The organism is Psychromonas sp. SP041 (assembly GCF_000470315.2).
Lineage (GTDB): Bacteria > Pseudomonadota > Gammaproteobacteria > Enterobacterales > Psychromonadaceae > Psychromonas.
The window spans coordinates 37,786-62,106 of the sequence record NZ_CBRF02000029.1 but is presented as its reverse complement, the minus strand read 5'-3'; the positions used below and the strand labels follow the sequence as shown (position 1 = coordinate 62,106).

The window sequence follows — 24,321 nt, the reverse complement described above, 5'->3', positions numbered from 1 at the left end:
ACGTCCGTTGCGGTTAATGTACCTGTAGTTGCATCGAAGCTATCGGCTGCCGCTGTATCAGTAATGGCAGTGGTCACATCCGCTAACGTCGGTGCATCATTCACTGGGTTAACAGTAAATACAATCGTTTGTGTCACTGACTCACCACCTGGATCAGTCGCCGTGAAGCTAATATTTTCAACACCATTGAAATTATCGGTAGCGCTCGTAAACGTTGCAATACCATCCACAATCGTCACGCCAATGTCGCTGTTGCCACTCACCGTGTAAGTTAGGTCTGCGTTTGAGGTTTCAACATCTGAGAAGTATTCTTTTAAATCAATGCTGTAATCAGCAAAGTCTTCGAATTTTGTTTGCGGTGGAATAGTGGTTGCTATGGGAGCATCATTCACAGCTATTAACTCGATTGTAAATGTTGCTGTATCGCTCTCTGTAGTTGTACCTAATACTCCACCAGTTAACACACCCCCTCCACTATCGGTCACTCTAATAGTGAAGCTTTCAGTTGTATTTGTTGACAATGCATTAATCGCATCGTCATTAGGTTCAAAAGTATAACTCCCATCATTAGATAAACTTAATGTGCCGTAAGTACCTGTTTGTGTTGTAGAACCATCTAAAAAATCATAAGTAAAAGTATCATCATCGACATCAGATGTTGTTAGGTTACCTGTAATATCGGCAAAAACATCTGTAGTAGACGTATCAGTTATTGTTTCAGTGACATCACTCAGTATCGGTGCATCATTCTCTAGTGTATCCATTTCTATAATAATAAAATCTGAATCACTTAACCCTTCTTCAGATGTTGCTGTAATTGTAATTGTTTGAACTTCTGAGATAGCTGCTGCTGTTGTATCGTAAGTAACTTGTTGTGCAATTTTACTGACGACGGCATCATCTATCACTGTAGATGAGAACAATCTTATATTATCAACATATAAATTTGACCCTACAACTTTACCGCCTGATGCATCATAAGTTCCTCCAACAAATTGAAACTTATAAGTTCCTTCTAATAGGTTTTCATAACCTACTGTAACATACCCATTAGTGTCAGCTCCTCGTTCAGCAAAGAGAATAATATTATTTTCAGTATTATCCGTACCATAACTTGCAGTATCTAGAAAAGCCCCTGTAATTGGATCAACTTTCCTTAAAATACCAAATACTTCGTAATCATCACCTGAACCAACAGCTTTAAAATCTAATGAAATAGAGTCCCCATCTTTTACATCAACCACACTACTCGTTGCATAAGAACCATGAATAGAACCAAATCCATCATCTTGGAATATGCCACCTTGACTAGGGTCTTGATCGCCATTAACAATTCGCCCATCACTTGTTAACAACAAGGCATTATCACCTTCATCACTAACGACCTCACCCGTAAAAACAACGCCGCCTCTATTTAAATTTTGCGCTTGAAGATTAACGGTGCCAGTTCCACCTGTATAGGTCGAATCACTATCTGAGTTTGTTGCAAGAGGAATGGCATAACCATCTAGGTCAAGATTATCTTCTAATGCGGCTCCTCTATATTCTCCAGAAACTATGTCCCATGATGCATCGCCATCTTCAAAGTTACCATTATCTAATGGTATAGAAAAAAGTATCTTAAGATCTTGTCCATTTTCGCCATTAAATGTACTGTCAATCACACCAATTCTATCGCGACCAGTCCCATTCCCAAGGTAAACTTCATCTCCAATTAATGATATTTCGCCTGCATCATTAAAGTTATCTGAACTTGTTAATGTTAATGTTTCAGTGGTATCAGGGTTATCTAATGAAAATAAAAGCCCGCCTTCAGTATATGAATTACCGCCACTAAACAACACATCGTTATCGATAACAATTGGTCCACCACCTTCCACAAAAATATTTGTATCGTCTAAGCCAGAAATAGAAGGACTACCTAATTGACCTTGATAATTAACTGCACTTAAATCAGCAACATCAATAGTGCCAGAATCATATTCTAAGCTCCAATCCCCTCCTAATGACTCAGCACCAGTAATATCATCTGATGCGGAAACATCTGCTCCAGTAGCGTCAGCAATGGCATCCACAAATGATTCTCCATCACCGTTTTCTGCAACTGAACATCCATAAAGTAAAATATCTCCACTGTCAGTTAAACTCTCGCCAATACTTGCTAATACGTCTAATGAAGATGCCATTGTGTCAGCGTCTAAAATTGTATTACCTAAAGTAACTTCACCAACATCACCATGAGAAATAATATGAATTGCATCTATATCATCTAAATTTTCTAAAATAGAAGCAATTTGGTCAAGACCGTTAGAATCAGCATTAAGAATGTAAACATTAACGCCTTCACCTAAATCATCAACAATACTTTCATAGCCATCAACGCCACTGTCTATAAAAGCAATTTCATTTTTATCTCTTGTTGGTGATTCGACTGCGGCTGGCGTTACATTTTGATCTAACAATGCGGTATCAAAATTGGAATTATCTAATGCTTCAACCGCTGTTGCTACGGCAGCTCCATCAAATAATATTCTCGGCTCTAATGCACTGATTATTGGTTTGATTCTATTTGGCTTTTTCATTGTTAGATCCTTATTCTTATTTCTCAGAATTAAATTTTGCCGTGCCACTCATACCGGGGGCGATGTTGTCATAAGGTTTAATTAGATTTGCTCTGACTAAGACGGTTTGGCTAGCCGGATCAACGACTGCGCCTATTTCATTTATTGTGGCTTTGATTTCAGTTTGGGTTTCATCAATAACTAACGTTAATCCATCACCTTTTTTTAACCAACTTAACCAAGTTGCATCAACAACTATCTTGGCTTCTATGTTGCCTGTTCCCACTATTTCAAGAATTTCTTGTTGTGCTTTTGCTATTTGATATTGATTAGCCAGTTTCTCTACAACACGGCCAGTGAAAGGTGCATAGATTTTGCATCGTTTAACGTTAACGGAAACAATATCTAATTCTGCAATTTGTTTGTTGTATTCTTCTTTAGAGATCGATACTTCAAATGCACCAATTGAGTTTAATTTATTTAGTTGCTCATTCTTTTTAAACTGTTGATATGCAATATTTTTTTGGAATAGTATTTTTCTTTTCTGTGCTCGGTAAAGGTCGCAATCTATTTTGGCTAAGACAGCCCCTTTTTTGAAACTGTCTCCTTCTCCACTAGGTAAATAAAGTATTTTTCCAGCGACTTCTGTTGAAATAGTTGTCCTATCTAATGATGAGATGACCGCTCTCGCGGTCTCCTCTGCATGACCTGGCATTAGATAAAAACACGCACTTAACATTAATAGTTTTTTTGTGTTATTCATTAGTATCTAATTCTATTGTCAGTGGTTAACCAAGGATTGTTAGTAACAACTTCCTTAACTGTTTCATTGTTATCATTTGCCAGTTCTGAAACAGTATCCCCACGTTGAACAATATAATTTTCGCCATTAATGATTAACGTTTCACCCACCTCTATATAAATCAATGCTCCGGAATAATTAGAAGTATCACTCAAAGTCGAAGTATTTAATGGTTGTAATTGCTCTATCACAACTGCTTTGTTACTAGATAACTCTCTGATAGGCTCTGCAATAACAGTCAGATTTTCTTCATATTCATAAAATGGTCTGTCTGTTTCATACTCAACCTCAGATTCATTAATGATCCCCATCGACGCATAAACTCTGCCATAGCTATTTTCCATATTGGCGTAAGCAGCAGAATGTCTTAACGTAGCAAGAAGGTAGCTCAGTTTTTCTTTGATAATAAGCAGATCACTATTCATACCTAGTTGATTAGCATTCATCGCTTGTTCATAAATTTCTTTCGATACATTTAAGTAATCTTTTGATAATTTATACTCACCAACAGTTTGTTTGTATCTCATGTCGGCAAGGTGAACTTGTGTCACAACCGCTAATGCAACTGCTAATTTTCTCTCTTTCGCTAACATAATTTTTGCATCAGCAGTGTCACTCATTGCTCCATACTTAAATATGTTGAAAAGATTCCAAGTTACATTTGCGCCAAGGCTATACCAGTTATTATTCAATAAATAATCACTGTCGTTGAAGTTATATCCAGCAGATAAATTGATACCAGGTAGCATGCTTAACATCACTACTGACAATTCTTTTTGGCTAATACGTTCTTTATAGCGTTCTTCTAATATTTCAGGTCTATTTTCTAACGCAATTTTCTCCATCGTAGATAACTTAAATGGCAAAGTTGGCAGGTCATAAGCATCTTGTATTTTGTCTTTTAAACTAAAGTTGGTGCCCGGTTTAATGCCCATTAATTCAGCTAATTCAACTTTTGAGAATATTAAAGATTTCTCTAAGCTTGTTAGATCTCTTAATACATCCAAGAGCTCTCGTTGATAAGTTAAAGCATCTAATGGGGATTTTAATCTCAAGCTTTTAACTTTGTCCGAATCTTGTAAAGCAATACGTACCTCCTTCATTAAAGGACGAATTCTTTTCAACAATGCTTGTGCAGTAATGGCTTGATAATAAGACTTGCGAATTTCTTGGGCGATATTAAAAATAACCTTTCGCTCTTCTTCTTTTGAAATAAGGTAACGATCAGATTGTTGTTGTGCTTGCACATAAGAAAGACCAAAGTCTAAAATATTCCAACTAAAAGTAACATCTGCAGATAGCTGTCTTTTATCTTGGCTAATAGTGTAGGTAGGATCGTCTGATAATGCCGCTGGTCTTCCATCTTCAAAGATAGTACTAGCTGATGCAGCATAATTATCTCTTCCTGAATAACCAGCATTTGTTGTTAATTCAGGCAACATATCGTAATGAAGTAAATCAAGTTGTTTATCAGCTAATGCTGACTCCAACATTTTAACGCGCTTTTGACGGTTATAATTGATACCTCGATAGATAGCATCCTCTAATGAAATTGGCTCTTCTATTTTTTCACTTGAGTTGATAGCCATAAAATCATTTTGTGAAGCTTCTTTTATTTCACCTTTCTTCCATGGTTTTGGTGTAACGGAACACCCACTGACAACTAAAACAGTTAGTAATGATATTGATATACCCTTCCAACGATTAATTTTAACAGCCATATTATTTCCTTATCATTTTTTAATTTTTAAAAATTTGATTATTGCTTATCAAAAAAAGCAAACTAACCACACCGTTTATCTTTCCATTTTGACTCATACATCTAATAAATATTAATGAAGCTACCGTTTAAAAATTGCTGCTTACTGATAACAATCTAAATAAAATCAGAAACCTAGCTAAACCACCTCGACCAAATACTCATTAATAGCTACTTAAGAGCATAAAATCAGAATAACATCAAAAAATAATAAAAACATATATTTGTAATAATTACTTAAATAAAGCACTCCAAAAGTAGTAATCTACTATTTTAAAAGTAGTTTATTATCAATAAAAAACAAACATTATAATTAAAATACCCATTTTGAATCACAGTTTTTTAATTAAAAAATGATAATTTAATAAAAAATTAAATATAAATTTGTAGAATAGTAGGTAGGAGCTAAACTATTTGATGGGAACGATTGTGTTAACTCAATATGTGTTTACAAAAGTCAGTAGTCAGACGTGTTTACAAAAGTAAACGACTACATTTTAGGATTTACAAAATTTTTAGGCAGGAATAAAATTAACTTATTAACTTATATTTCAGTTACTTTGTTAAAAATCATTCACTAAGCATTTATCAGCGTAAAGACTTAACCTTTTAATTTAGTCTCTGCGCATAACATTTTTTTGTTAGATGCTATACAAACTGTTATGGTAGCGTCCATTATTACCACCCTATTTTTACAGCCTATCAGGAAGTTATTATCGTGAGCGACACCTCTTTTGCAACCTTACCTTTATCAAAAAGTCTTTTAACTAATTTAGAATCTTTAAACTATCAAAAGATGACTGAAATACAGGCACAATCTTTACCATTAATTTTAAATGGAGAAGATGTCATTGCACAGGGTAAAACAGGCTCAGGTAAAACGGCTGCCTTTACACTTGGCATTTTACACCGATTAAATGTTAAGCAATTTAGAATCCAATCATTAGTTGTTTGCCCAACTCGTGAATTAGCTGATCAAGTCGCTGTAGATATTAGAAAACTAGCACGCTCTATTCATAACATTAAAGTAATGACGTTATGTGGCGGTACACCACTTAGCCCACAAGCGGCTTCTTTAGAGCATGGAGCTCATATCATTGTGGGTACACCGGGTCGCCTTCAAGATCATCTCAACCGTGGTTCATTGAAACTTGAGCATTTAAGTGTGTTAGTACTTGATGAAGCTGACCGTATGTTAGAAATGGGTTTTCAAGATGCTATTGATAGCATTATCGAACACAGCCCAAAACAACGCCAAACGCTATTATTCAGTGCAACTTACCCAGAACAAATTGAAAAAGTAGCAAAACGTATTATGAATGCGCCAAAGCAAGTTACCGTAAAAGCAACACACGATAACAACGTTATTGAGCAAACGTTTTACTCAGTACAAAACAACCAAGATCGCATGATAGCGTTACGTTTATTATTAAACCGCCATCAACCAGAATCGAGTGTAGTATTTTGTAACACTAAACGTGAAGTACAAGAAGTTGCTGAAGAACTTGCAAACCGCGGTTACAGTGCGATTGCCCTTCATGGCGATTTAGAACAGAAAGATCGCGATCAAGCATTAATCCGCTTTTCCAATAAAAGTGCGCGTATTCTCGTTGCAACCGATGTAGCGGCGCGTGGGTTAGATATTGATAACTTAAGTGCGGTATTTAACTTCCATGTTGCACATGACCAAGAAGTGCATGTACACCGTATCGGTCGTACAGGTCGTGCAGGCAGCAAAGGCTTAGCATTTACTTTCTACAGCAATAAAGACGACCATAGAATTAAGTTATTAGAAGATATTCTTGACCGTAATATCAGCCCAAGTCCATTACCTGATGATTCATTATTGGATACACCACCAGCAGCCTCTGAAATGATAACAATACGTATTGAAGGTGGTAAAAAACAAAAAATTCGCCCAGGTGATATTGTTGGTGCATTAACCGGACAAGATGGCATTACAGGCCAACAAGTGGGCAAAATTGCAGTATCTGAATACTGGTCTTACGTTGCTGTACAACGAGATCATCTTAAAATTGCCTTTAAAAAACTAAGTGAAGGAAAGCTAAAAGGTAGAAGCTTCCGAGTAATGGTTGTAAGAGGCTAACCATTACATCAGTTACCAGTTTAATTTGATCAAATTAAACTGGTAATATTTCTTCTCTACACAATACCCTCTGCAACCAAAACCCTATAGACAAAAAAATCAAAAAACACCTTCTTTCAATACAAAAAACTAATAAATTAGATTGATTTCGAGGCACATAGCAAAACCACATTTGAGGCATAATTTCAGCTTAAACAATGATCTACAGCCTTAAAGTAACTAAAAGTATCTTCAGTAATCTCACCTTTTTATTACCCAAATTTTAATTTCAAACAAAGCACCAGTCATACATTAATTAGAACTAAAAGAATAGGCTGATATACAGCTTCACTGTACGGAATCTGAAAAAGAAATTTCCTTTAGATCATATTGAAATACGCTTCCAACAATAATTTGTAATATTTTGTAAAAATGCATCTTCAATTGTAAGTAAATGTAACTTCTTTTTTTATGTGAGCATTTTATCATTTTTTATACATCATGACCGTTACACTCCCGCCATCGAGTTAATCGAACTAATACTTAAAAACCACAACGGAGTGATTTATGAATATATTTGGAAGCTTACAAAAAGTCGGGAAGTCATTAATGCTACCTGTGTCTGTATTACCTATTGCAGGGATACTACTGGGTGTCGGTGCTGCTAAATTTAGTATATTGCCTGATGTAGTTTCACAATTAATGGAACAAGCAGGTGGTGCGGTATTTGGTAACATGGCATTATTATTTGCGATTGGTGTTGCACTTGGTTTCACTAAGAACGATGGCGTGTCAGCACTTGCAGCCGCTGTTGGTTATTACATCATGATGCAAACCATCGAGACATTAGCCCCAGGTGCCAATACAGGCGTACTAGGTGGTATTATTGCAGGTGGTATTGCTGCTGCCATGTTTAACCGTTTCTATAATATAACCTTACCTGACTACCTAGGTTTCTTTGCAGGTAAACGTGCTGTACCAATAATGACGGGTTTCGCCGCTATTATTGCAGGCGCAATACTCTCTGTTATTTGGCCTCCAATTGGTGCTGGTATTTCAGCATTCTCAGAATGGGCTGCTCACCAAAATCCAACCGTTGCCTTTGGTATTTACGGTGTGGTAGAACGTTCATTAATTCCATTCGGTTTACACCATATCTGGAATGTACCATTCTTCTTCGAGGCAGGTGATTGTGTTAATGCTAACGGTAAAGAACTACACGGTATCTTAACTTGTTACTTATCTGCAGATGATGCAAGTCGTACTGCTGGCAATGGTTTTGGTCAACTAGCTGGCGGTTACATGTTCAAAATGTTTGGTCTACCTGCTGCTGCGATTGCAATTGCACACTCTGCTAAACCAGAAAATAGAGCAAAAGTAATGGGCATCATGGCGTCAGCTGCGTTAACGTCTTTCTTAACAGGTATCACTGAACCAATTGAATTCTCATTCATGTTTGTTGCCCCTGTTTTATACGCAATTCACGCATTATTAGCGGGTTCTGCATTTGTTGTAACAAACATGTTAGGTATGGTTCACGGCACGTCATTCTCACACGGTTTGATTGACTTCTTAGTGCTATCAGCTAACGCTCAAAAAATCACTTACTTCATTATCATTGGGCTTATTTACGCGGTTGTTTATTACTCTTTATTCCGCATCGTAATCAAAGCACTCAACCTTAAAACACCAGGTCGTGAAGATGAAGAGCAAGTTGACTCTGTTGTATTGAACAACGAAGAGATGTCTTCTGCATTAGTCGCTGCATTTGGTGGTAAGGCAAATATTGATAACTTAGATGCTTGTATCACTCGTCTACGTATTAGCGTTAATGATATTGCACTTGTTGATCAAGCTGGACTTAAGAAATTAGGCGCTGCTGGCGTTGTTGTTTCTGGTAACGGCGTACAAGCTATCTTTGGGACTAAATCAGACAACTTAAAAACAGATATGGAAGCTTTTTTAGGGAAGTAAACACGTCTAATTAAAAACTATTTATTCACTAAAATAGTTAAATAAAAAAGGTAATCATTAATTCATGTAACGTATTGAATGAAATGATTACCTTTTATTGGCTTTACACTAACAAGTTATTACTCGCCTTTTGCAACACCTTCACGTCGTGGATCAGCACCTCCAACAAATACATCATTATCACTAACAATAGTGGCAATACCACTCACTCTAGAAGTGACATCAACGGTATGATTCATTGCTTCCAGCTCACTTACAATCGTTGCTTCATCAGTAAGTCGTTCTTCTTCAATAAACGTTGAACCGTTCGTTGAACCGAAATTCACTAATGATGTTGCTTGTTGTGCATCGAGCCCCCAATCTAATACACCTACTAATGTTTTCGCTACGTAAGTGATAATAGTTGAGCCACCAGGAGAACCTGTTGCCATAAAGAACTGACCATCCGCATCTAGTACGATAGTTGGCGCCATAGAGCTTCGCGGTCTCTTTCCACCTTCGACTCGGTTGGCAATAAGTGTTCCATCTGCACTTTGATATTCCGTAGAAAAATCGGTAAGTTGATTATTTAATAAATATCCATCAACCATTTGATGTGAACCAAACCCAGTTTCAATTGAGCTCGTCATAGACACAACATTACCTTCTTTATCAACAATCGACATGTGCGTTGTTGAAGGTAAATTTGGAGATTGATCTGGAGACCAGTTTTCAGCACCAGCAGGCTTCCCTGCTTCAGCAGTCCCCATGCTACTTTGCGCGTCGATTAAGCTAAATCGCTCAGTTAAATAAGTTGGGTCAATCATGCTTTCCCAAGAACCACCAGGTAGAGCAACAAAGTCGGTATCGGCGATATAAAGGCCTCGATCAGCATAAGCAAGTCTAGCGGCTTCTGAGAACCAATGAATACCGTTCGCCGTAGGTTGTCCACCATTAAGGTCAATATCCGTTGGTAACCATTGGCTCATATCATGATTCTCTAAAATACCTAAAATTTGTGCAACTGTTATCCCTCCTGACGATGGAGGAGGTGTTCCACATACCGTATAGCCTCTATAAACACTACAAACAGGTTCATTTTTAACGGCTTCATAGTTTGCAATATCGTCTGTTGTTAAAATGCCAGGAATAGGATTCTGAGACAGTTTAGTCACAATATTTGTCGCATAAGTTCCGGTATAAAATAGCTCAACGTCATTAGCGACATCTTTAAATGTATCGGCTAATGGTTGATTCTTAAGAAGGTAGCCCGCCGGTAAAGGAATGGTATATTCACCGCTTTCATCTGTTAAACAGAAATAACTATTCGCATCAGGGTCAACATAAAAATCAGAGGCATTATCTGAATCTTTACAGAAAACAGCATCACCTTCTATCGAAGCTTCTAACCTTTCTGAGACTTCAAAACCCTCTTCTGCAAGTGATATAGCGGGTGTAAATAAATCACTCCAGACTTTAGTGCCGTACTCATCATGTGCTTTCTTTAACATTTTTAAGGTACCAGGAACGCCCGTTGACTTTCCTCCAAGCACTCTTTGAAAGAAACCGTTGTAACCTGATGGCGCAACACCATCAACATAAAACATATCACCCGTTGCTGCTGAGGGTGCCGTTTCTCGGCCATCAAAATGAACAATATTCTTAGTGTCAGCATCATAATAAAGCATGAATCCTCCACCACCGATCCCGGATGACTGAGGTTCTACCAATGTTAAGACCATTTGTGCGGCAATCGCAGCATCAATAGCATTTCCCCCGTTTTTAAGTACATCGTAAGCAGCGTCTGTTGCTAAGGGATTATTAGTGACAGCCATATAATCATTAGCAATAACCGCCGTTCTTTCTTCAAAACCAGAGGCACACTCAGGATTAGCTTGATCGATTTCACAGTTTACTGAGGCTTCAACACTCGTCTCATCAGAGTCATTACACGAAGCTAGCATCATTACCGCTGAAGTTGCTAAAAATATCCTTGATAGTTTTTTTTTCATCATGTTCTTCCTGTTACAGATAAATTAAATACCGTTATGGTTACGTTAAACGGGCATAAATACTCAATCAAATTTTTAGAAAATAAGATTAACCTCTAACCTATATCATTAAATTGTAACTTACAAATCAATTTAAAAATAAATACATCTCCTATCTCATTGTTATCATGAGAAAAAATATAAGTTAAAAGATTTCAGAATAGGTAACTAAGAGAGACAAGAAAGGTTGAATCTGTCCGATATAAAACGTAGAGGTAAACGAGTTAGCTAAAAGGCTTGAGCAATTGTGCTTAAGCTAATAAAACTTAAATGCAACGTTAAGCTAAGCCACAATACTAAAGGTATTGAGAGACAACTGATAAACAATGTTTAACGGTTTCATCTTTTTCACCAACTGGCGCAACATAATGGATTGCAGCTTCTGCAGCGGCTTTATCTGCTAACTTACTAATCACCCACGTTGCCAAATACTGCGAGGCTAAACATCCACCAGCGGTTGCTATATTGCCTTTTGCAAAAAAAGGTTGATTTAACACCTCAACACCAGACTCAATTACCCAAGGTTTTGTGGTTAAATCAGTACATGCAGGAATATCGTTCAATAAGCCCAAGACAGATAACAACAGCGTACCGGAACATTGCCCACTTATTAATTGCTTATCAGGATTCAAAGATAAACGATTTAAAATACGAGGGTCTTTCGACACATCGCGTGTTTGTAATCCACTACCAAATAAAACAGCATCGGCACTGTTAGCGAACTCAAGTGGTTGTTGAGCCATTACAGTAACACCATTCATCGAAGTAACAGATTCTGATGGACAGGTTATTTGCACATTCCAACCAAACTCTTTCATACGGTTCATTATGCTTGCTGCAATAAATGAATCTAATTCATTGAAGCCTTCGAAGGTTAAAATAGCAATATTCATAGATAACTCCATTTATCTTAGGATGAGGAAAATCTAACAATGGACAACAAAGAGGAGAGATTCAATCCCTCTACTAATGGCTTTTAATCGGTTAAATATCTGTTATTGAAAAATGATGGCTTCCAATATCAAAACGCTCTCTTAAGTAGAAGCGATGCGCTGAAAAACGTTGCACACCTGAATCTAGATGTAATTGTTGGCAACCCATTTCTTTAGCATATTGTTTGAACCAGTTAATGATAAGAGAGCCCGCACCTGTTGAGCGAGTTGCTTCATTAGTCACGAGGTCATCAATATAAATATATTTACCCCATGCTAATTTTTCACCGACAACAAAACCTGCAACACACAATATTTCTTCACCTTGTTTTACATAAGCGATTTGATAGCTAGCTTCTTGTTGTTTTTCAATTTGCGCTTTTAAACCTTGAAGATCATATTGAGGTCGAAGTTGCAAAAGAACTTCCGCTACTTTTCCTAACTCTAAATTAGATTGTAATAAATGTACTTGCATGTTGACCCTTTCCGTTAACAATACTTTTAAATGTTATTGATATTGATATTGATATTGATACAAACATAAATGAATAAAATAGATTAATAGACACTATTTCTATGGGAGCTTGAATTCAGCAATAAGGTTAGTATTACCATAAAATGAGACAATGAGACAATGAGACAATGAGACAAATAAATTAATACACTCAACCACTTGTATTAATATCTAACTTTAAAATCTGCAGCAACTATTAATGTTAGACGAGCAGTTTTACTTGACCACTACAATCCGATAGGATTTTAAATTAACTATCAGCTTAAACGCGTATGACTAAGTTTTTTTATAATGACTCACACATTATTACTCATTGCATGTTGGTATAACGTTTTCAGGCTCAATAATAATGTTCAGTCAATGAGCTTCGACTTGCTTCTCGATATCAGCGCGGCTCAATACCACACCGCCATTTCACCAGATTTTATAGGCATTTCAGTATCAATTCTTTTTTCTTTCTTTAAATCAACAGGAATAACGATAGTAGAGTCTTTGCGTAAATAATGACGATAATAACTTTAAATTTCACAGCATCTACGGTCATATTACATAAGCAGTTCAACAATAAATAAAACAGCGACAGAGTAGAAACACCATTATGTCGCTTTTATAAATATTAAAGACACTAAAAATATCAGCCTATTACTCCTTGTTCCTACATTTATGAATAAAACTCTAATGTTTTATCCTGCATTATCTTACATATTGATCCCATCAGCTTTTATAAACGTAATCCTTGTGTATATTTAAATAAAAATAATTTTACTATCGATTAAAACAATCCCCATCGCGGCACTATTAATTTGTGTAATAAATGTAGCTTCAAGGAATATTCATTTAAAGGAATAAAATAATGTTTAAAATCAAATTCGTAACACTTCTTATCTCCATGCTATCTGCGAATGTCTATGCGGATATCGAAATCAGCTTTAAAGACGGCGCACCTAAAGATGAGTTTGTAATAAAAAATACCAGTACATGTGATGTAAAAGATATATCGATGACCATCGATTTGTTACAAAGTACAGGACGTTTAATTTTTGATACATCGGAATCGGGCAAAGGCGTTGAAGTATTTCAACTTTTTGAAGTGACCAGAGGACAAATAGCCCTTAAAACAGCGACAAAAGTGAATGACGGTGATACACAATTATCGTTGGATATAAAAGCAATAGCTGCTAATGATTTTGCCAGTTTTACTATTGATGTTGACGATACATTAAGCACAAGTCAATTGGGTAATATACGTGTCACAGGCAATGAAATAGCAAACGCTTCAGTGTTAGTGAATATTCATGGTGATAAAGTACTAAAAGCAGCATTTGACTTGAATGGAAAAGCACGGGTAATAATGCCTAAATGCAGTGCATGATCATAACTTATTAATTAAGAGTGCATAAGTAAATAACTAAATAACTAAATAACTAAATAAGTTTAATAGTACTAAATAGATTTAAGGATAAAACTACACAACCCTTAATAGCAACCTCATTGACCAGCCGTTAGATATAATGATTGTGCATTAATGAATGATAAGAATACACAATCAATATATCCTAGTTATTTTCTTATCAAGGTACTTTCTTATCAAGGTACTTTCTTATCTAGGTATTTGCTTATCAAAGTATTTTTATTTTGAGGTTAACGCTTTAACCATCACGCCCAACTGTTTTACTGCATCCTCTGCGCTTAATGAATCACTATTAAAGTAATCACTGATCAGTTGAATGATTTGTGCTTTTTGATGGCTACTTGTGGCCATGTTTTGTGTAAAAGAAGGGACTTTAATATCGTGTTTAAAATCATTAGAAGATAATTGTGAGCATTCATCAAACTCTGACAAATCAAGATCATTGCGAGCAGGGATAGATCCTTTTAACTTACTGAAGTCTTGTTGGAATGCAGGCGACATAAGTGTATCGACAAAAATACTTTGGCTGTGCTGATCGATTGGAGAATGTGCTTTTTTAAATAAAACAAAGCTATCGATATTGTAACTGAAAACCCCTTTTGTACCGGGTACTGGAACACATTGATAATCTTGCATCGCTTTTTTACCAATAGCAGTCCAACTCCCTTTGACCCAATCCCCCATAAACAACATAGCGGCTTCATTATTAATAAAAGCCTGTGAAGACCAAGTCCAGTCCTGCCCTTGTTGTTCAGGCGTCGCATAATGATGAAGTTGTTTAAATAATTTAAAGGTATTAATCATTTCATCAGATGAGATAACGTCATGATTAAACGCCTCAAAAGCTTGTCTATATTTTTCTGCACCAAGCTCAGATATTGCAATCGACTCAAACAATAATGCGTCTTGCCAAGGTGTGCCACCAAAGACAACAGGTTTTACCCCTTTAGAAGCTAAAAAATTGGCAACCGCGAAAAATTGTTTCCAAGTGGTTGGCGCAGCTAAACCATATTGTTTAAATATTTTGCTATTCAACCACAACCAATTAACTCGATGTATATTGATGGGTACCGCCATATATTGCTTTTCAACGGTAACATCATCTAACACCACTTTAGGTAAAAACTGCTGCCAAGTACTGGTATCCGTTAACTCATTAATCCCCACTAACATACTTAAGTTGTTCCATTCTGCAATATCTGGCCCTTTAATTTGCGCAGCTTCAGGTGGGTTTCCTGATAAAGCGCGCATTTGTAAAACGTGTATCGCGCCACCGCCGCCACTGCCTACAATCGCAAAGTCTTCAAATTCAATATCGTTCACTTTTAGATGTTCAACGAGCACTTGTTTTGATTCTAACTCGCCTTGTTCTGTCCACCAATGCAAGACTTCAAAAGGTAAAGCGCTAGCATGATGGCAGGAAGCTAACCATAAATAAGATACCGTCAACACGGGTAAAGCGTAGTTTTTAAACGTTTTGCAAAATAAATGATTCATTATCGGTATGTCCTTGGCAAAATGACGCAGACTTCTAAGCCACCTTTAGGATGATTAAATATACGAATATCACCACCATGAGCTTGAATGATGTTACGTGCAATCCCCAAACCTAAACCATGCCCTTCTTGATCATCATGTAACCTCACATAAGGAGTAAAAATCGAAGATAGCGCAGACTCCGCAATCCCTGGGCCTTGATCTTTAATAACAATCACTAGTGATTGTGCTGAATCTTTAACATAGATATCCACTTTCTCACCATACTTAACCGCATTATCAATTAGGTTCGATAAACTACGTTTAAGTGCATGCGGTTTTCCTCTGAAATTATTGTGCGTATTAATATGCAACGTCACAACATCTTGCTGAGTACCGACTATTTGTAACAATAATTTTTGAATATCAATATCAGCAATGTTCTCATGAATATCGGTATCTTTCACTGTTTGTAATGCCGCTTTAACTAACATCTCTAAATCTTCTAAATCGACATTGAATGCAGAGGTTTGCTTTTCATCATCTAACAGTTCAGAACGAAGTCGAAGGCGAGTGATCGGTGTTTTTAAATCGTGAGATACCGAACGAAACAGTACTTCTCTGTCTTTAATATAACTTTGTAGCTTTTGTTGCATGTGGTTAAAAGCACGCGTGGCGGCCACAATTTCCGTTGCTCCTTTCTCTTGTAAAGGTGGCTTAGTAAAATCGATACTAAACTCCCCCACTGCGGATGCTAAATTCTTTAATGGCTTGGTTTGCCAATGAAATGCGATGTAAATCAGTACCAACAAAATCAATGTAGTAAAAATGATAGACACAAACTGTTGAGCGGAAATAACAGGTAAATCATCGAGTAAATAGGGAGGTGGTAATACAGCAGCTAAGTAAAGCCATTCATCTTGAGCAAGTTCCATCTGTAAGACTAAAATAGGCGAACTCACAGAGGGAATAATTAGGTTATAAGCCCCCCATGATGGCGGTAAATCTTTAAGTAAAATATTGTTGTTGATAACATGTAAATCGTCAGGGCTTGAAAACTCTAACAACAATGTTCTGTGGTCGCCTAATTTTTTATAAACAATGCTTTTAATATCGGTGAGAACTTGTTGTTTTAATTCACTATCGTTAATGGGGTTAATATCTACCATTTGTTTATTAAGTGACACAAAGAATCGTGAGCCTCCTAGATCTCGTAATTGCTCTAAGACTAAATGTCGATAGGTATTAGGCAATTTTTGAAAAAATGAAATGGTGCTGACGGCGCTATTACCAAGGTTTTCAGCATTGGTTAATACCACATTCTTTTCACTGTCAGCAATCTGCGTTACCCAAAATATACTGGTAATACTTTGTGCGAGCACCACTGACACAATCGTCAGTAATAACATTCGCGAGATTAATGAACCGAACAGTTTTCTAATATATGCCATACACGCCTGATATTTTTACATTGAAATAGGTGATTAAAAAACTAAAGCACTTATTGGGCTAAATGCTGAACTTCAGCAATGAAGGTATAACCCGCGCCACGCACCGTTTTAATAATCTGAGGCAATTTAGCATTATCTCCTAAGCTTTGACGTAAACGACTTAAATGCACGTCAATGCCACGTTCGTTAGCAAAAGCATCACGCCCATGTAACGCTTGGCAGATCTCATCTCTGGAGATCGCTTTATAAGGACGATTTAAAAATAGCATCAACAATTGATAATCAGCCCCGGTCAAGGTCAACGTTTCACCTAAATCACTCACTAAATTATGTTGAAGCGTATCTAGCTTCCATTGCGCAAACTTAATATAGCGAAGCTGAGTAGATTTTGATTCATCTTTAAGAAAACTACTTCTCCGTAATAACGCTTTGATACGAGCCAGCAATTCACGCGGGCTAAAAGGTTTAGCAATGTAATCATCAGCACCAATCTCAAGGCCTAAGACTCGGTCTACTTCATCTGAATTTGCCGTTAACATAATAATAGGCACATTAGAGGTTTGGCGAATACGTTGGCATAAGGTAAAACCATCGTCACCGGGCATCATTACATCCAAAATAATCAAATCTGGTTGGTTGTCTTTCAACTTCAGCGTCATCTCAATACCGTCTTCGGCAGAAATTATTGAGAAGCCTGCTTTAGCTAAATATTCAGATAATAATTCACGTATTGATTTATCATCATCAACCACTAATATTTGCTTTGTATTGTCCACATTCACTCGCTTATTACTTGAAAGTTAACCATTTAATGATTTTTTTGTTTATGGCACTTATTTTAAAGCAAATAAGTTATAGCGGACATTATTCATTATAGTTTTGTGCTCAAGTATCGAGTCAACGCTCAAAACTATGACAAAATAGTGGTTATCAAGCCATAAACACTCAGATTAATATTCAAACAATTAAATCAATAATAATATAAGTATCAGTTAGTTATTTGCCACTATTCGTTTAATTTAAATAAAGGTGTTTTTTAAGCTTGCACTGACTAATAACGATGATAAAATGCGCGCGTTTTCCAATTCAACCTATTTTATTATAACGACTTACTATTACGGAGGCTTATTACAATGCAACACACTTACATTGACTCATCTAAACCTCTAAAGCGTTATTTTACTCCTCAAGATCAGTATTTAATACAATGTCGAGAACGTGCGGTAGAACCTTGAATTAACCAATTCATCTAGCCCTAGTTCACTAACGATTATCTGTAATTACAATTATTGCTACCCTTATTTATCGATTTTATTTATATTTTTATAAATAGAATGATGTACTTTATTTATTCCAATTTAGCGGAGCGTAAAATGCCAAACGTCCTAAATTTAGCACCAGAATGTCACCTAATAAACGATTCAGAAATCCCTGTTGTGACTTCTCCATATGATTTAACACCCGATGAAGTGTTATTAAGTCAAGAACACTATGAATCTGAAGTTCGTTCATATCCACGACGTTTACCGATCGCTATTAAAAGTGGTCGCGGTGCTATCATTGAAGATACAAAAGGCCAGGTATATCTTGACTGTCTAGCCTGTGCTGGTGCATTACCGCTAGGTTATAATCACAGTGAGATAAACCAAGTATTAATCAACCAAATTAATACTGGTGTACCGTACCAAACGTTAGATTTAACAACGCCAAGTAAAGACGCATTCATTAAAGCAGTGATGCAATTTTTACCGGCTAACTTTGCTAAAACAGCACGTATTCAATTTTGTGGTCCATCGGGCGCTGATGCCGTTGAAGCATCAATTAAATTAGCTAAATTATACACTAAACGTAATACCATGATGTCTTTCCACGGTGCTTATCACGGTATGACCAATGGTGCGTTAGCACTGACTGGTAACCTTGGCTCTAAAAGCCGTCGCACTGGTTTAATGTCTGATGTGCACTTTATGCCATTCCCATACGATTACCGTTGTAAATTTGGTTTAGGCGGAGAAGAAGGCGCTAAACAAAGCATCCGTTACATCGAATCTGTATTATGTGATGACGAGTCAGGCATTACTAAACCTGCAGCCATTATTGTTGAGCCAATCCAAGGTGAAGGCGGCGTAATACCTGCACCGAAAAAATGGCTACAAGAGTTACGCCGTATCACCACTGAACATGGTATTTTGTTGATTTTTGATGAAGTACAATGTGGTATTGCACGTAGTGGCGATCACTTTGCCTTTGAAGAATCAGGTATTGAACCAGATATTCTTATCTTGTCTAAAGCGATTGGCGGCGGGATGCCAATGTCAGTTATTTTATATAATGAAAAATTTGACTGCTGGAATGCCGGTGAACACACGGGTACGTTCCGTGGTAACCAATTAGCAATGGCAAGTGGTGCAAAAACATTAGAAATTATTCAACGTGATAACTTAGCGCAAAATGCAGCTGAACGCGGTGAACAATTACGTGAAGCATTACGTAAAATTCAAACTGACTTCCCTCAAATAGGTGATGTTCGTGGCCGTGGTTTAATGAACGGTATTGAAATTGTAAAACCTGGTGAATTTAATTCACTAGGTCAAGCAGAAGCGGATCCTCAATTAGCCATTAAAATTCAACGTGCTGCGTTAGAGTTAGGTTTGATCATTGAGAAAGGTGGACGTCAAGGTGCCGTATTGCGTTTCTTACCACCATTAATCATCAGTGAAGTACAAATTAACTTTGTTGCTGAAACAATGGCAAAAGCAATTGCTATTGCGGTGGATGCAAAATAATGACTCAAGGTAATAACTGGTCACATTACTTTGCTCAGCTTGGTGAAAACCAAGCTTTCGAGCAAGCGACAGCGCAAACTCAACAAGCCATAAATAGTTTATTTAAAAATACAGACAAGCCCTACTCTGGGCTTGAACCTGCTTTATTAAAACAACAAATTAATGCGGTGGATTTTTCACAACCCGCTTCTTTAGAAGAAGTGATTGAAAGCACTAATGAGCTTATCGCCAAAAATTCATTGTTAGTACAACATCCGCATACCATTGCGCATTTACATACACCGCCACTCATTGCATCGATTGTTGCTGAGCATTTTATTGCTGCGTTAAACCAGTCAATGGACTCATGGGACCAAGCTCCGGCTGCCACCTTTGTAGAACAGCAAATGGTAGATTGGTTATGTAAAACCTACCAACTTGGTGAGCGCTCTGACGGAGTGTTTACGAGTGGTGGTACGCAAAGCAATTTAATGGGTTTATTGTTAGCGCGTGATTGGTTTGCGGCTAACCGTTCTCAACATGATGTGCAACAAGATGGTTTACCTGAATATGCACAAAAAATGCGTATTATTTGTTCTGACAAAAGCCATTTTACCGTACAAAAATCAGCCTCTTTAATGGGCTTAGGTGAACGCTGTGTTGTCTTAGTTAAAACCAATCTTCAAGGGCAAATTGATGTCCAAGAACTACAGTTAACGATTGATGCCTTAAAAGCACAGGATTTATTACCTTTCGCGGTTGTTGCAATGGCAGGTACCACTGATCATGGTGCGATTGATGATTTAACCGCCGTCGTTGACATTGCTCGAGCAGCAGGTTGTTGGTCTCATGTTGATGGTGCTTACGGTGCAGCATTACAGTTAAGCCAACAACATAAATCACGCCTTAAAGGGATTGAATTAGCAGACTCAGTCAGTGTTGATTTCCATAAGCTTTTCTACCAAACAATCAGCTGTGGTGCCCTATTGATCAAAAATAAAGCTAACTTTAATACGTTACTACATCATGCCGATTACTTGAATCGAGAAGGTGATGAATTACCTAATTTAGTTGATAAAAGTATTGCAACAACCAAACGATTTGATGCACTAAAAATGTTTATGACACTCAAAGCAGTCGGTGAAAAGCAATTAGGTGAGTTTTACGATTACCTGTTATTACTAACGCAAGAAGTGGCGAGCAAATTTGAGCAGAACAAACACTTTGAACTATGCTGCACACCATTATTATCAACGGTATTGTTCCGTTTATCACCATTATTACAAGGTGATTTAAGTGACACTGAGTTTAATCAGTTACATCAACAATTACGCTTAACGATGTTAACCAGTGGCGAAGCCGTTATTGCAGAAACAAAAGTGGATGGTAAATTAGTACTAAAATTTACCTTATTAAACCCATGTTTACGCATCAGTGATTTTGATTCACTGATCGCAAAAATTGAAGATACAGCACTAAGATTAATTAAGAGTCGTTAATTGATTAAATCAATACATTAACGACAAATGAGATTACTAACACTGACTTAAGGTTACTAAGTAGTAGTTAGCTAAAAAATACGAATTAAGAATTAAAGAATAGGAATGAAAAATGTCTGTATTACAAATTGGCGCCGGTGGCGTAGGATGGGTGATCGCACATAAATGTGCTCAAAATAATGATGTATTTGGTGATATTACTATTGCTTCACGTACTTTATCTAAATGTGAAAAAATTATTACCTCAATTAAAGGCCGTAACAACCTTAAAGACACTAGCAAAACGATTACCGCACAAGTTATCAATGCAGACGATATCGACGCGCTAGTCGCACTCATTAAACAAGTACAACCTGACTTAGTGATTAATGCAGGCCCTCCATGGGTGAACGTTGCCATTATGGAAGCTTGCGTGCAAACGAAAACAGCTTACCTAGATACATCAGTTGCTACTGACCTTTGTAGTCCAGGACAACAAGTACCTGAAGCATACGATCCACAATGGGCTTTTGCAGACCGATTTAAAGAAGCCGGTATCACGGGTATTTTAGGCGCAGGTTTTGATCCAGGTGTCGTCAGCGTATTTGCTACTTACGCTCATAAACACTTATTCGATGAGATCGATAGTATCGATGTAATGGATGTGAATGCCGGTGATCACGGTCAAAAATTTGCGACTAATTTTGACCCTGAAACCAATATGTTAGAAATTCAAGGCGACTCTTTCTATTATGAAAATGGCGAATGGAATCAAGTTCCTTGCCATAGCCGTATGATGGAATTTGATTTTCCAGTCGTCGGTAAACAAAAAGTTTACTCTATGGCACATGATGAAGTACGTTCAATGGCAGAATTTATTCCCGCTAAACGTATTGAGTTTTGGATGGGCTTTTCAGACAGCTACTTAAACTTCTTCAACGTAATGCGTACTATCGGCTTATTAGATACCAAACCTGTAACAACCTGCGATGGTATTACTGTTGAACCGCTTAAAGTATTGAAAGCTATTTTGCCAGACCCAACTTCTTTAGCACCTGGCTACACGGGTAAAACGTGTATTGGTACTTGGTTACGCGGTAAAAAAGACGGTGTCGCGAAAAGCATCTTTATCTACAACATTTGTGACCATAAAGAGTCATACAATGAAGTAGAGCATCAAGCCATTTCGTACACAACCGGTGTTCCAGCGATCACTGCGGCATTACTTTACTTTCAAGGTAAATGGAGCGACAAAGGCTTATACAACGTTGAGCAACTAAACCCAGACCATTTCTTAGCATTAATGCCTAAAATTGGCCTTAGTTGGGAAGTCATGGAACTTGATGTTGAATAGTTTTTAGCAATAGCATCATTTTGAGGCGAAGCTAATGGCTTCGCCTTTTTTGTTTATAGTCTTTATGTCTTAGTATTTATAACGCAAAATCTATACATAAGATCCTGTATCCTAGAACCTATATCTCAGAACCTATTTATAGAAACCTATACATATAAAACTATATATAAGACATATAGATATAAAACCTATATATAAAAATAAGAACCGAGTAGCTAACATGTCATTACAAAAAGAAAATCTTAATACGCCCTACTTTATGATCAACGAACAAGCTTTGATTAATAATCTAGAAAAAGCGAAACAGTTGAAAGAGATTTCAGGCGCTAAATTAGTGCTCGCTTTAAAGTGTTTTTCAACTTGGGGAACATTCAATACCATCAAACCTTATTTAGACGGCACAACAAGCTCAGGGCCTTATGAAGTACGATTGGGGCATGAAAAGTTTGGTGGTGAAACGCATGCCTACAGCGTGGGTTATTCCAATGCGGATATTGAAGCAGTTAAGCCCCTTTCAGATAAAATCATCTTTAACTCTCTTTCACAGCTTGAAGCACATTACGATAACTGTAAAGACAGTGCCTCATTAGGTTTACGCATCAACCCTGAAATGAGTGTTGCAGGGCAAGACCTAGCCAATCCAGCTCGTGCTTATTCTCGTTTAGGTGTTAAACAAGATCTTTTAAACTTAGACGTTCTCAATAAAGTCGATGGTTTTATGTTTCACATGAACTGTGAAAACAAAGATGTCGATGCGTTTATTCGAGTACTCGACCATATATCAACGACCTTCACTGAATATCTTGAGCAATTAACTTGGCTTAGTTTAGGTGGCGGTATCTTTTTTACTTACCCTGATTACCCAATAGAAAAGCTAGGCTTAGCGTTAAAAGCATTTGCTAAAAAACATAACGTACAAGTTTATTTAGAGCCAGGGGAAGCAATCATTACACGTACTGCAGATTTAGTGGTTAGTGTGATTGATATTGTTGAAAATGACAAAAAGACCGCGATCGTTGATAGTGCCACTGAAGCTCATCGTTTAGACACGCTAATTTACAACGAACCAGCCTCAGTTAAAGAAGCAACCGAAGGCGCTGAACATAACTATGTGATTGGTTCATGTTCATGTTTAGCGGGGGATCAGTTCTGTGAAACACAATTTGAAAAACCGTTACAAATAGGTCAAAAGCTACACCTTTTAGACAGTGCTGGTTATACCATGGTGAAACTAAATTGGTTTAATGGTCTAAAAATGCCGAGTATTTATTTTGAAAGAATTAATGGTGAAATTGAAGTATTAAATGAGTTTGGCTATGAGGATTTTAAAGCGACATTAGGGAGATAATGAGATAAGAATTCAGCGCAGGAATGGTACTGCTTTTTAGTTCCCGTACTCCAGCGTTGCTAGTCCCCATGGCCTACGTGGGGATCTCCTAATTCCCATGCTCCGCGTGGGAATTCATATTTCTACGATATTATTGACTGATTTGATTGCCCTTTAACTCGTCTTCGCTCGTTGTGGCATTTAGATTATTAATTGCAGTATTTTCGCCCTGTCGGCGACTCTACTTTCTTTTATCAGAAAAGAAAGTAGGCAAAGAAACTGACACCGAATCGCTTTCTAATCCAATCAATAAATACCTTTCTTAACGCACCAGTTCATACGGCGCGTCCATGCGCCGAATGAACTTACAGCAAACGTCCTGTTTGCTGTTGCTGAAAGGT

At 37.1% G+C, this 24,321-nt stretch carries 17 protein-coding genes; 8 read left to right on the top strand and 9 right to left on the bottom strand.

Going from position 1 to position 24,321, the window contains the following annotated elements; all coding sequences use genetic code 11:
* The 3 genes from SP041_RS15285 to SP041_RS15275 all read right to left on the bottom strand — a co-directional run.
* Positions 1-2,582: DUF4347 domain-containing protein (locus SP041_RS15285; protein WP_137297906.1), on the bottom strand; the 2,582-nt coding region annotated here is incomplete at its 3' end.
* A 16-nt stretch (positions 2,583-2,598) separates the two neighbouring features.
* The gene (locus SP041_RS15280; protein ID WP_025565567.1) at positions 2,599-3,324 is read right to left on the bottom strand and encodes an efflux RND transporter periplasmic adaptor subunit; all 726 of its coding nucleotides are present in this window, start codon (positions 3,322-3,324) and stop codon (positions 2,599-2,601) included.
* Entirely contained in the window at positions 3,324-5,084 is a 1,761-nt protein-coding gene (locus SP041_RS15275; RefSeq protein WP_025565568.1) for a TolC family protein, read from the bottom strand. The genes SP041_RS15280 and SP041_RS15275 overlap by 1 nt, the downstream gene beginning before the upstream one ends.
* A gap of 756 nt (positions 5,085-5,840) precedes the next feature.
* Here SP041_RS15275 and dbpA point away from each other — a divergent pair.
* Positions 5,841-7,229 (top strand): ATP-dependent RNA helicase DbpA, encoded by a 1,389-nt coding sequence (gene dbpA, locus SP041_RS15270; protein ID WP_025565569.1) that lies wholly within the window; start codon positions 5,841-5,843, stop codon positions 7,227-7,229.
* A 546-nt stretch (positions 7,230-7,775) separates the two neighbouring features.
* Positions 7,776-9,182 carry a PTS glucose transporter subunit IIBC gene (gene ptsG / locus SP041_RS15265; protein ID WP_025565570.1) on the top strand — a complete coding sequence of 469 codons (1,407 nt, stop codon included), beginning with the start codon at positions 7,776-7,778 and terminating at the stop codon, positions 9,180-9,182.
* A 119-nt stretch (positions 9,183-9,301) separates the two neighbouring features.
* Here the strand turns inward: ptsG and ggt are convergent, their stop codons facing one another.
* The 3 genes from ggt to SP041_RS15250 form a co-directional block, all read right to left on the bottom strand.
* Positions 9,302-11,176: a gamma-glutamyltransferase gene (ggt, locus tag SP041_RS15260; protein WP_025565571.1), complete on the bottom strand. Its 1,875-nt coding sequence runs from the start codon at positions 11,174-11,176 to the stop codon at positions 9,302-9,304.
* 332 nt (positions 11,177-11,508) lie between these two features.
* Complete coding sequence (locus tag SP041_RS15255) at positions 11,509-12,105, bottom strand: DJ-1/PfpI family protein (RefSeq protein ID WP_025565572.1); 597 nt, start codon at positions 12,103-12,105, stop codon at positions 11,509-11,511.
* 91 nt (positions 12,106-12,196) lie between these two features.
* Entirely contained in the window at positions 12,197-12,619 is a 423-nt protein-coding gene (locus tag SP041_RS15250) for a GNAT family N-acetyltransferase (protein ID WP_025565574.1), read from the bottom strand.
* A gap of 330 nt (positions 12,620-12,949) precedes the next feature.
* Between SP041_RS15250 and SP041_RS15245 the strand changes: the two genes are divergently transcribed.
* Positions 12,950-13,162: a hypothetical protein gene (locus SP041_RS15245; protein WP_137297905.1), complete on the top strand. Its 213-nt coding sequence runs from the start codon at positions 12,950-12,952 to the stop codon at positions 13,160-13,162.
* 349 nt (positions 13,163-13,511) lie between these two features.
* Positions 13,512-14,030, top strand: coding sequence for a hypothetical protein (locus SP041_RS15240; protein WP_025565575.1), 519 nt, complete (start codon positions 13,512-13,514; stop codon positions 14,028-14,030).
* A 258-nt stretch (positions 14,031-14,288) separates the two neighbouring features.
* Here SP041_RS15240 and SP041_RS15235 read toward each other — a convergent pair whose 3' ends face one another.
* The 3 genes from SP041_RS15235 to SP041_RS15225 are packed head-to-tail and all read right to left on the bottom strand — an operon-like array spanning position 14,289 to position 17,772.
* A complete protein-coding gene (locus SP041_RS15235) occupies positions 14,289-15,566 on the bottom strand; it encodes an ABC transporter substrate-binding protein (protein WP_025565576.1) in 1,278 nt (425 codons plus the stop codon).
* Complete coding sequence (locus SP041_RS15230) at positions 15,566-16,996, bottom strand: ATP-binding protein (RefSeq protein WP_037049965.1); 1,431 nt, start codon at positions 16,994-16,996, stop codon at positions 15,566-15,568. The genes SP041_RS15235 and SP041_RS15230 overlap by 1 nt, the downstream gene beginning before the upstream one ends.
* Positions 16,997-17,046: 50 nt before the next feature.
* On the bottom strand, positions 17,047-17,772 hold the full coding sequence (locus tag SP041_RS15225; RefSeq protein ID WP_025565577.1) for a response regulator transcription factor: 726 nt from the start codon (positions 17,770-17,772) through the stop codon (positions 17,047-17,049).
* 597 nt (positions 17,773-18,369) lie between these two features.
* Here SP041_RS15225 and SP041_RS15220 point away from each other — a divergent pair.
* From SP041_RS15220 to nspC, 4 genes are all read left to right on the top strand, one after another.
* Positions 18,370-19,782, top strand: coding sequence for a diaminobutyrate--2-oxoglutarate transaminase family protein (locus SP041_RS15220; RefSeq protein ID WP_037049968.1), 1,413 nt, complete (start codon positions 18,370-18,372; stop codon positions 19,780-19,782).
* Positions 19,782-21,260 carry an aspartate aminotransferase family protein gene (locus SP041_RS15215; RefSeq protein ID WP_037049970.1) on the top strand — a complete coding sequence of 493 codons (1,479 nt, stop codon included), beginning with the start codon at positions 19,782-19,784 and terminating at the stop codon, positions 21,258-21,260. The genes SP041_RS15220 and SP041_RS15215 overlap by 1 nt, the downstream gene beginning before the upstream one ends.
* 112 nt (positions 21,261-21,372) lie before the next feature.
* A complete protein-coding gene (locus SP041_RS15210; RefSeq protein ID WP_025565578.1) occupies positions 21,373-22,593 on the top strand; it encodes a carboxynorspermidine synthase in 1,221 nt (406 codons plus the stop codon).
* 220 nt (positions 22,594-22,813) lie between these two features.
* Positions 22,814-23,941 carry a carboxynorspermidine decarboxylase gene (nspC, locus tag SP041_RS15205; RefSeq protein ID WP_025565579.1) on the top strand — a complete coding sequence of 376 codons (1,128 nt, stop codon included), beginning with the start codon at positions 22,814-22,816 and terminating at the stop codon, positions 23,939-23,941.
* The last annotated feature ends 380 nt before the right edge of the window (positions 23,942-24,321 follow it).

Excerpts from the sequence above, each read along its gene's own strand:
- SP041_RS15280 (WP_025565567.1), bottom strand. The coding sequence starts at position 3,324 with ATGAATAACACAAAAAAACTATTAATGTTAAGTGCGTGTTTTTATCTA.
- SP041_RS15275 (WP_025565568.1), bottom strand. The coding sequence starts at position 5,084 with ATGGCTGTTAAAATTAATCGTTGGAAGGGTATATCAATATCATTACTA.
- ptsG (WP_025565570.1), top strand. The coding sequence starts at position 7,776 with ATGAATATATTTGGAAGCTTACAAAAAGTCGGGAAGTCATTAATGCTA.
- ggt (WP_025565571.1), bottom strand. The coding sequence starts at position 11,176 with ATGATGAAAAAAAAACTATCAAGGATATTTTTAGCAACTTCAGCGGTA.
- SP041_RS15255 (WP_025565572.1), bottom strand. The coding sequence starts at position 12,105 with ATGAATATTGCTATTTTAACCTTCGAAGGCTTCAATGAATTAGATTCA.
- SP041_RS15250 (WP_025565574.1), bottom strand. The coding sequence starts at position 12,619 with ATGCAAGTACATTTATTACAATCTAATTTAGAGTTAGGAAAAGTAGCG.
- SP041_RS15245 (WP_137297905.1), top strand. The coding sequence starts at position 12,950 with ATGACTCACACATTATTACTCATTGCATGTTGGTATAACGTTTTCAGG.
- SP041_RS15240 (WP_025565575.1), top strand. The coding sequence starts at position 13,512 with ATGTTTAAAATCAAATTCGTAACACTTCTTATCTCCATGCTATCTGCG.
- SP041_RS15235 (WP_025565576.1), bottom strand. The coding sequence starts at position 15,566 with ATGAATCATTTATTTTGCAAAACGTTTAAAAACTACGCTTTACCCGTG.
- SP041_RS15230 (WP_037049965.1), bottom strand. The coding sequence starts at position 16,996 with ATGGCATATATTAGAAAACTGTTCGGTTCATTAATCTCGCGAATGTTA.
- SP041_RS15220 (WP_037049968.1), top strand. The coding sequence starts at position 18,370 with ATGCCAAACGTCCTAAATTTAGCACCAGAATGTCACCTAATAAACGAT.
- SP041_RS15215 (WP_037049970.1), top strand. The coding sequence starts at position 19,782 with ATGACTCAAGGTAATAACTGGTCACATTACTTTGCTCAGCTTGGTGAA.
- SP041_RS15210 (WP_025565578.1), top strand. The coding sequence starts at position 21,373 with ATGTCTGTATTACAAATTGGCGCCGGTGGCGTAGGATGGGTGATCGCA.
- nspC (WP_025565579.1), top strand. The coding sequence starts at position 22,814 with ATGTCATTACAAAAAGAAAATCTTAATACGCCCTACTTTATGATCAAC.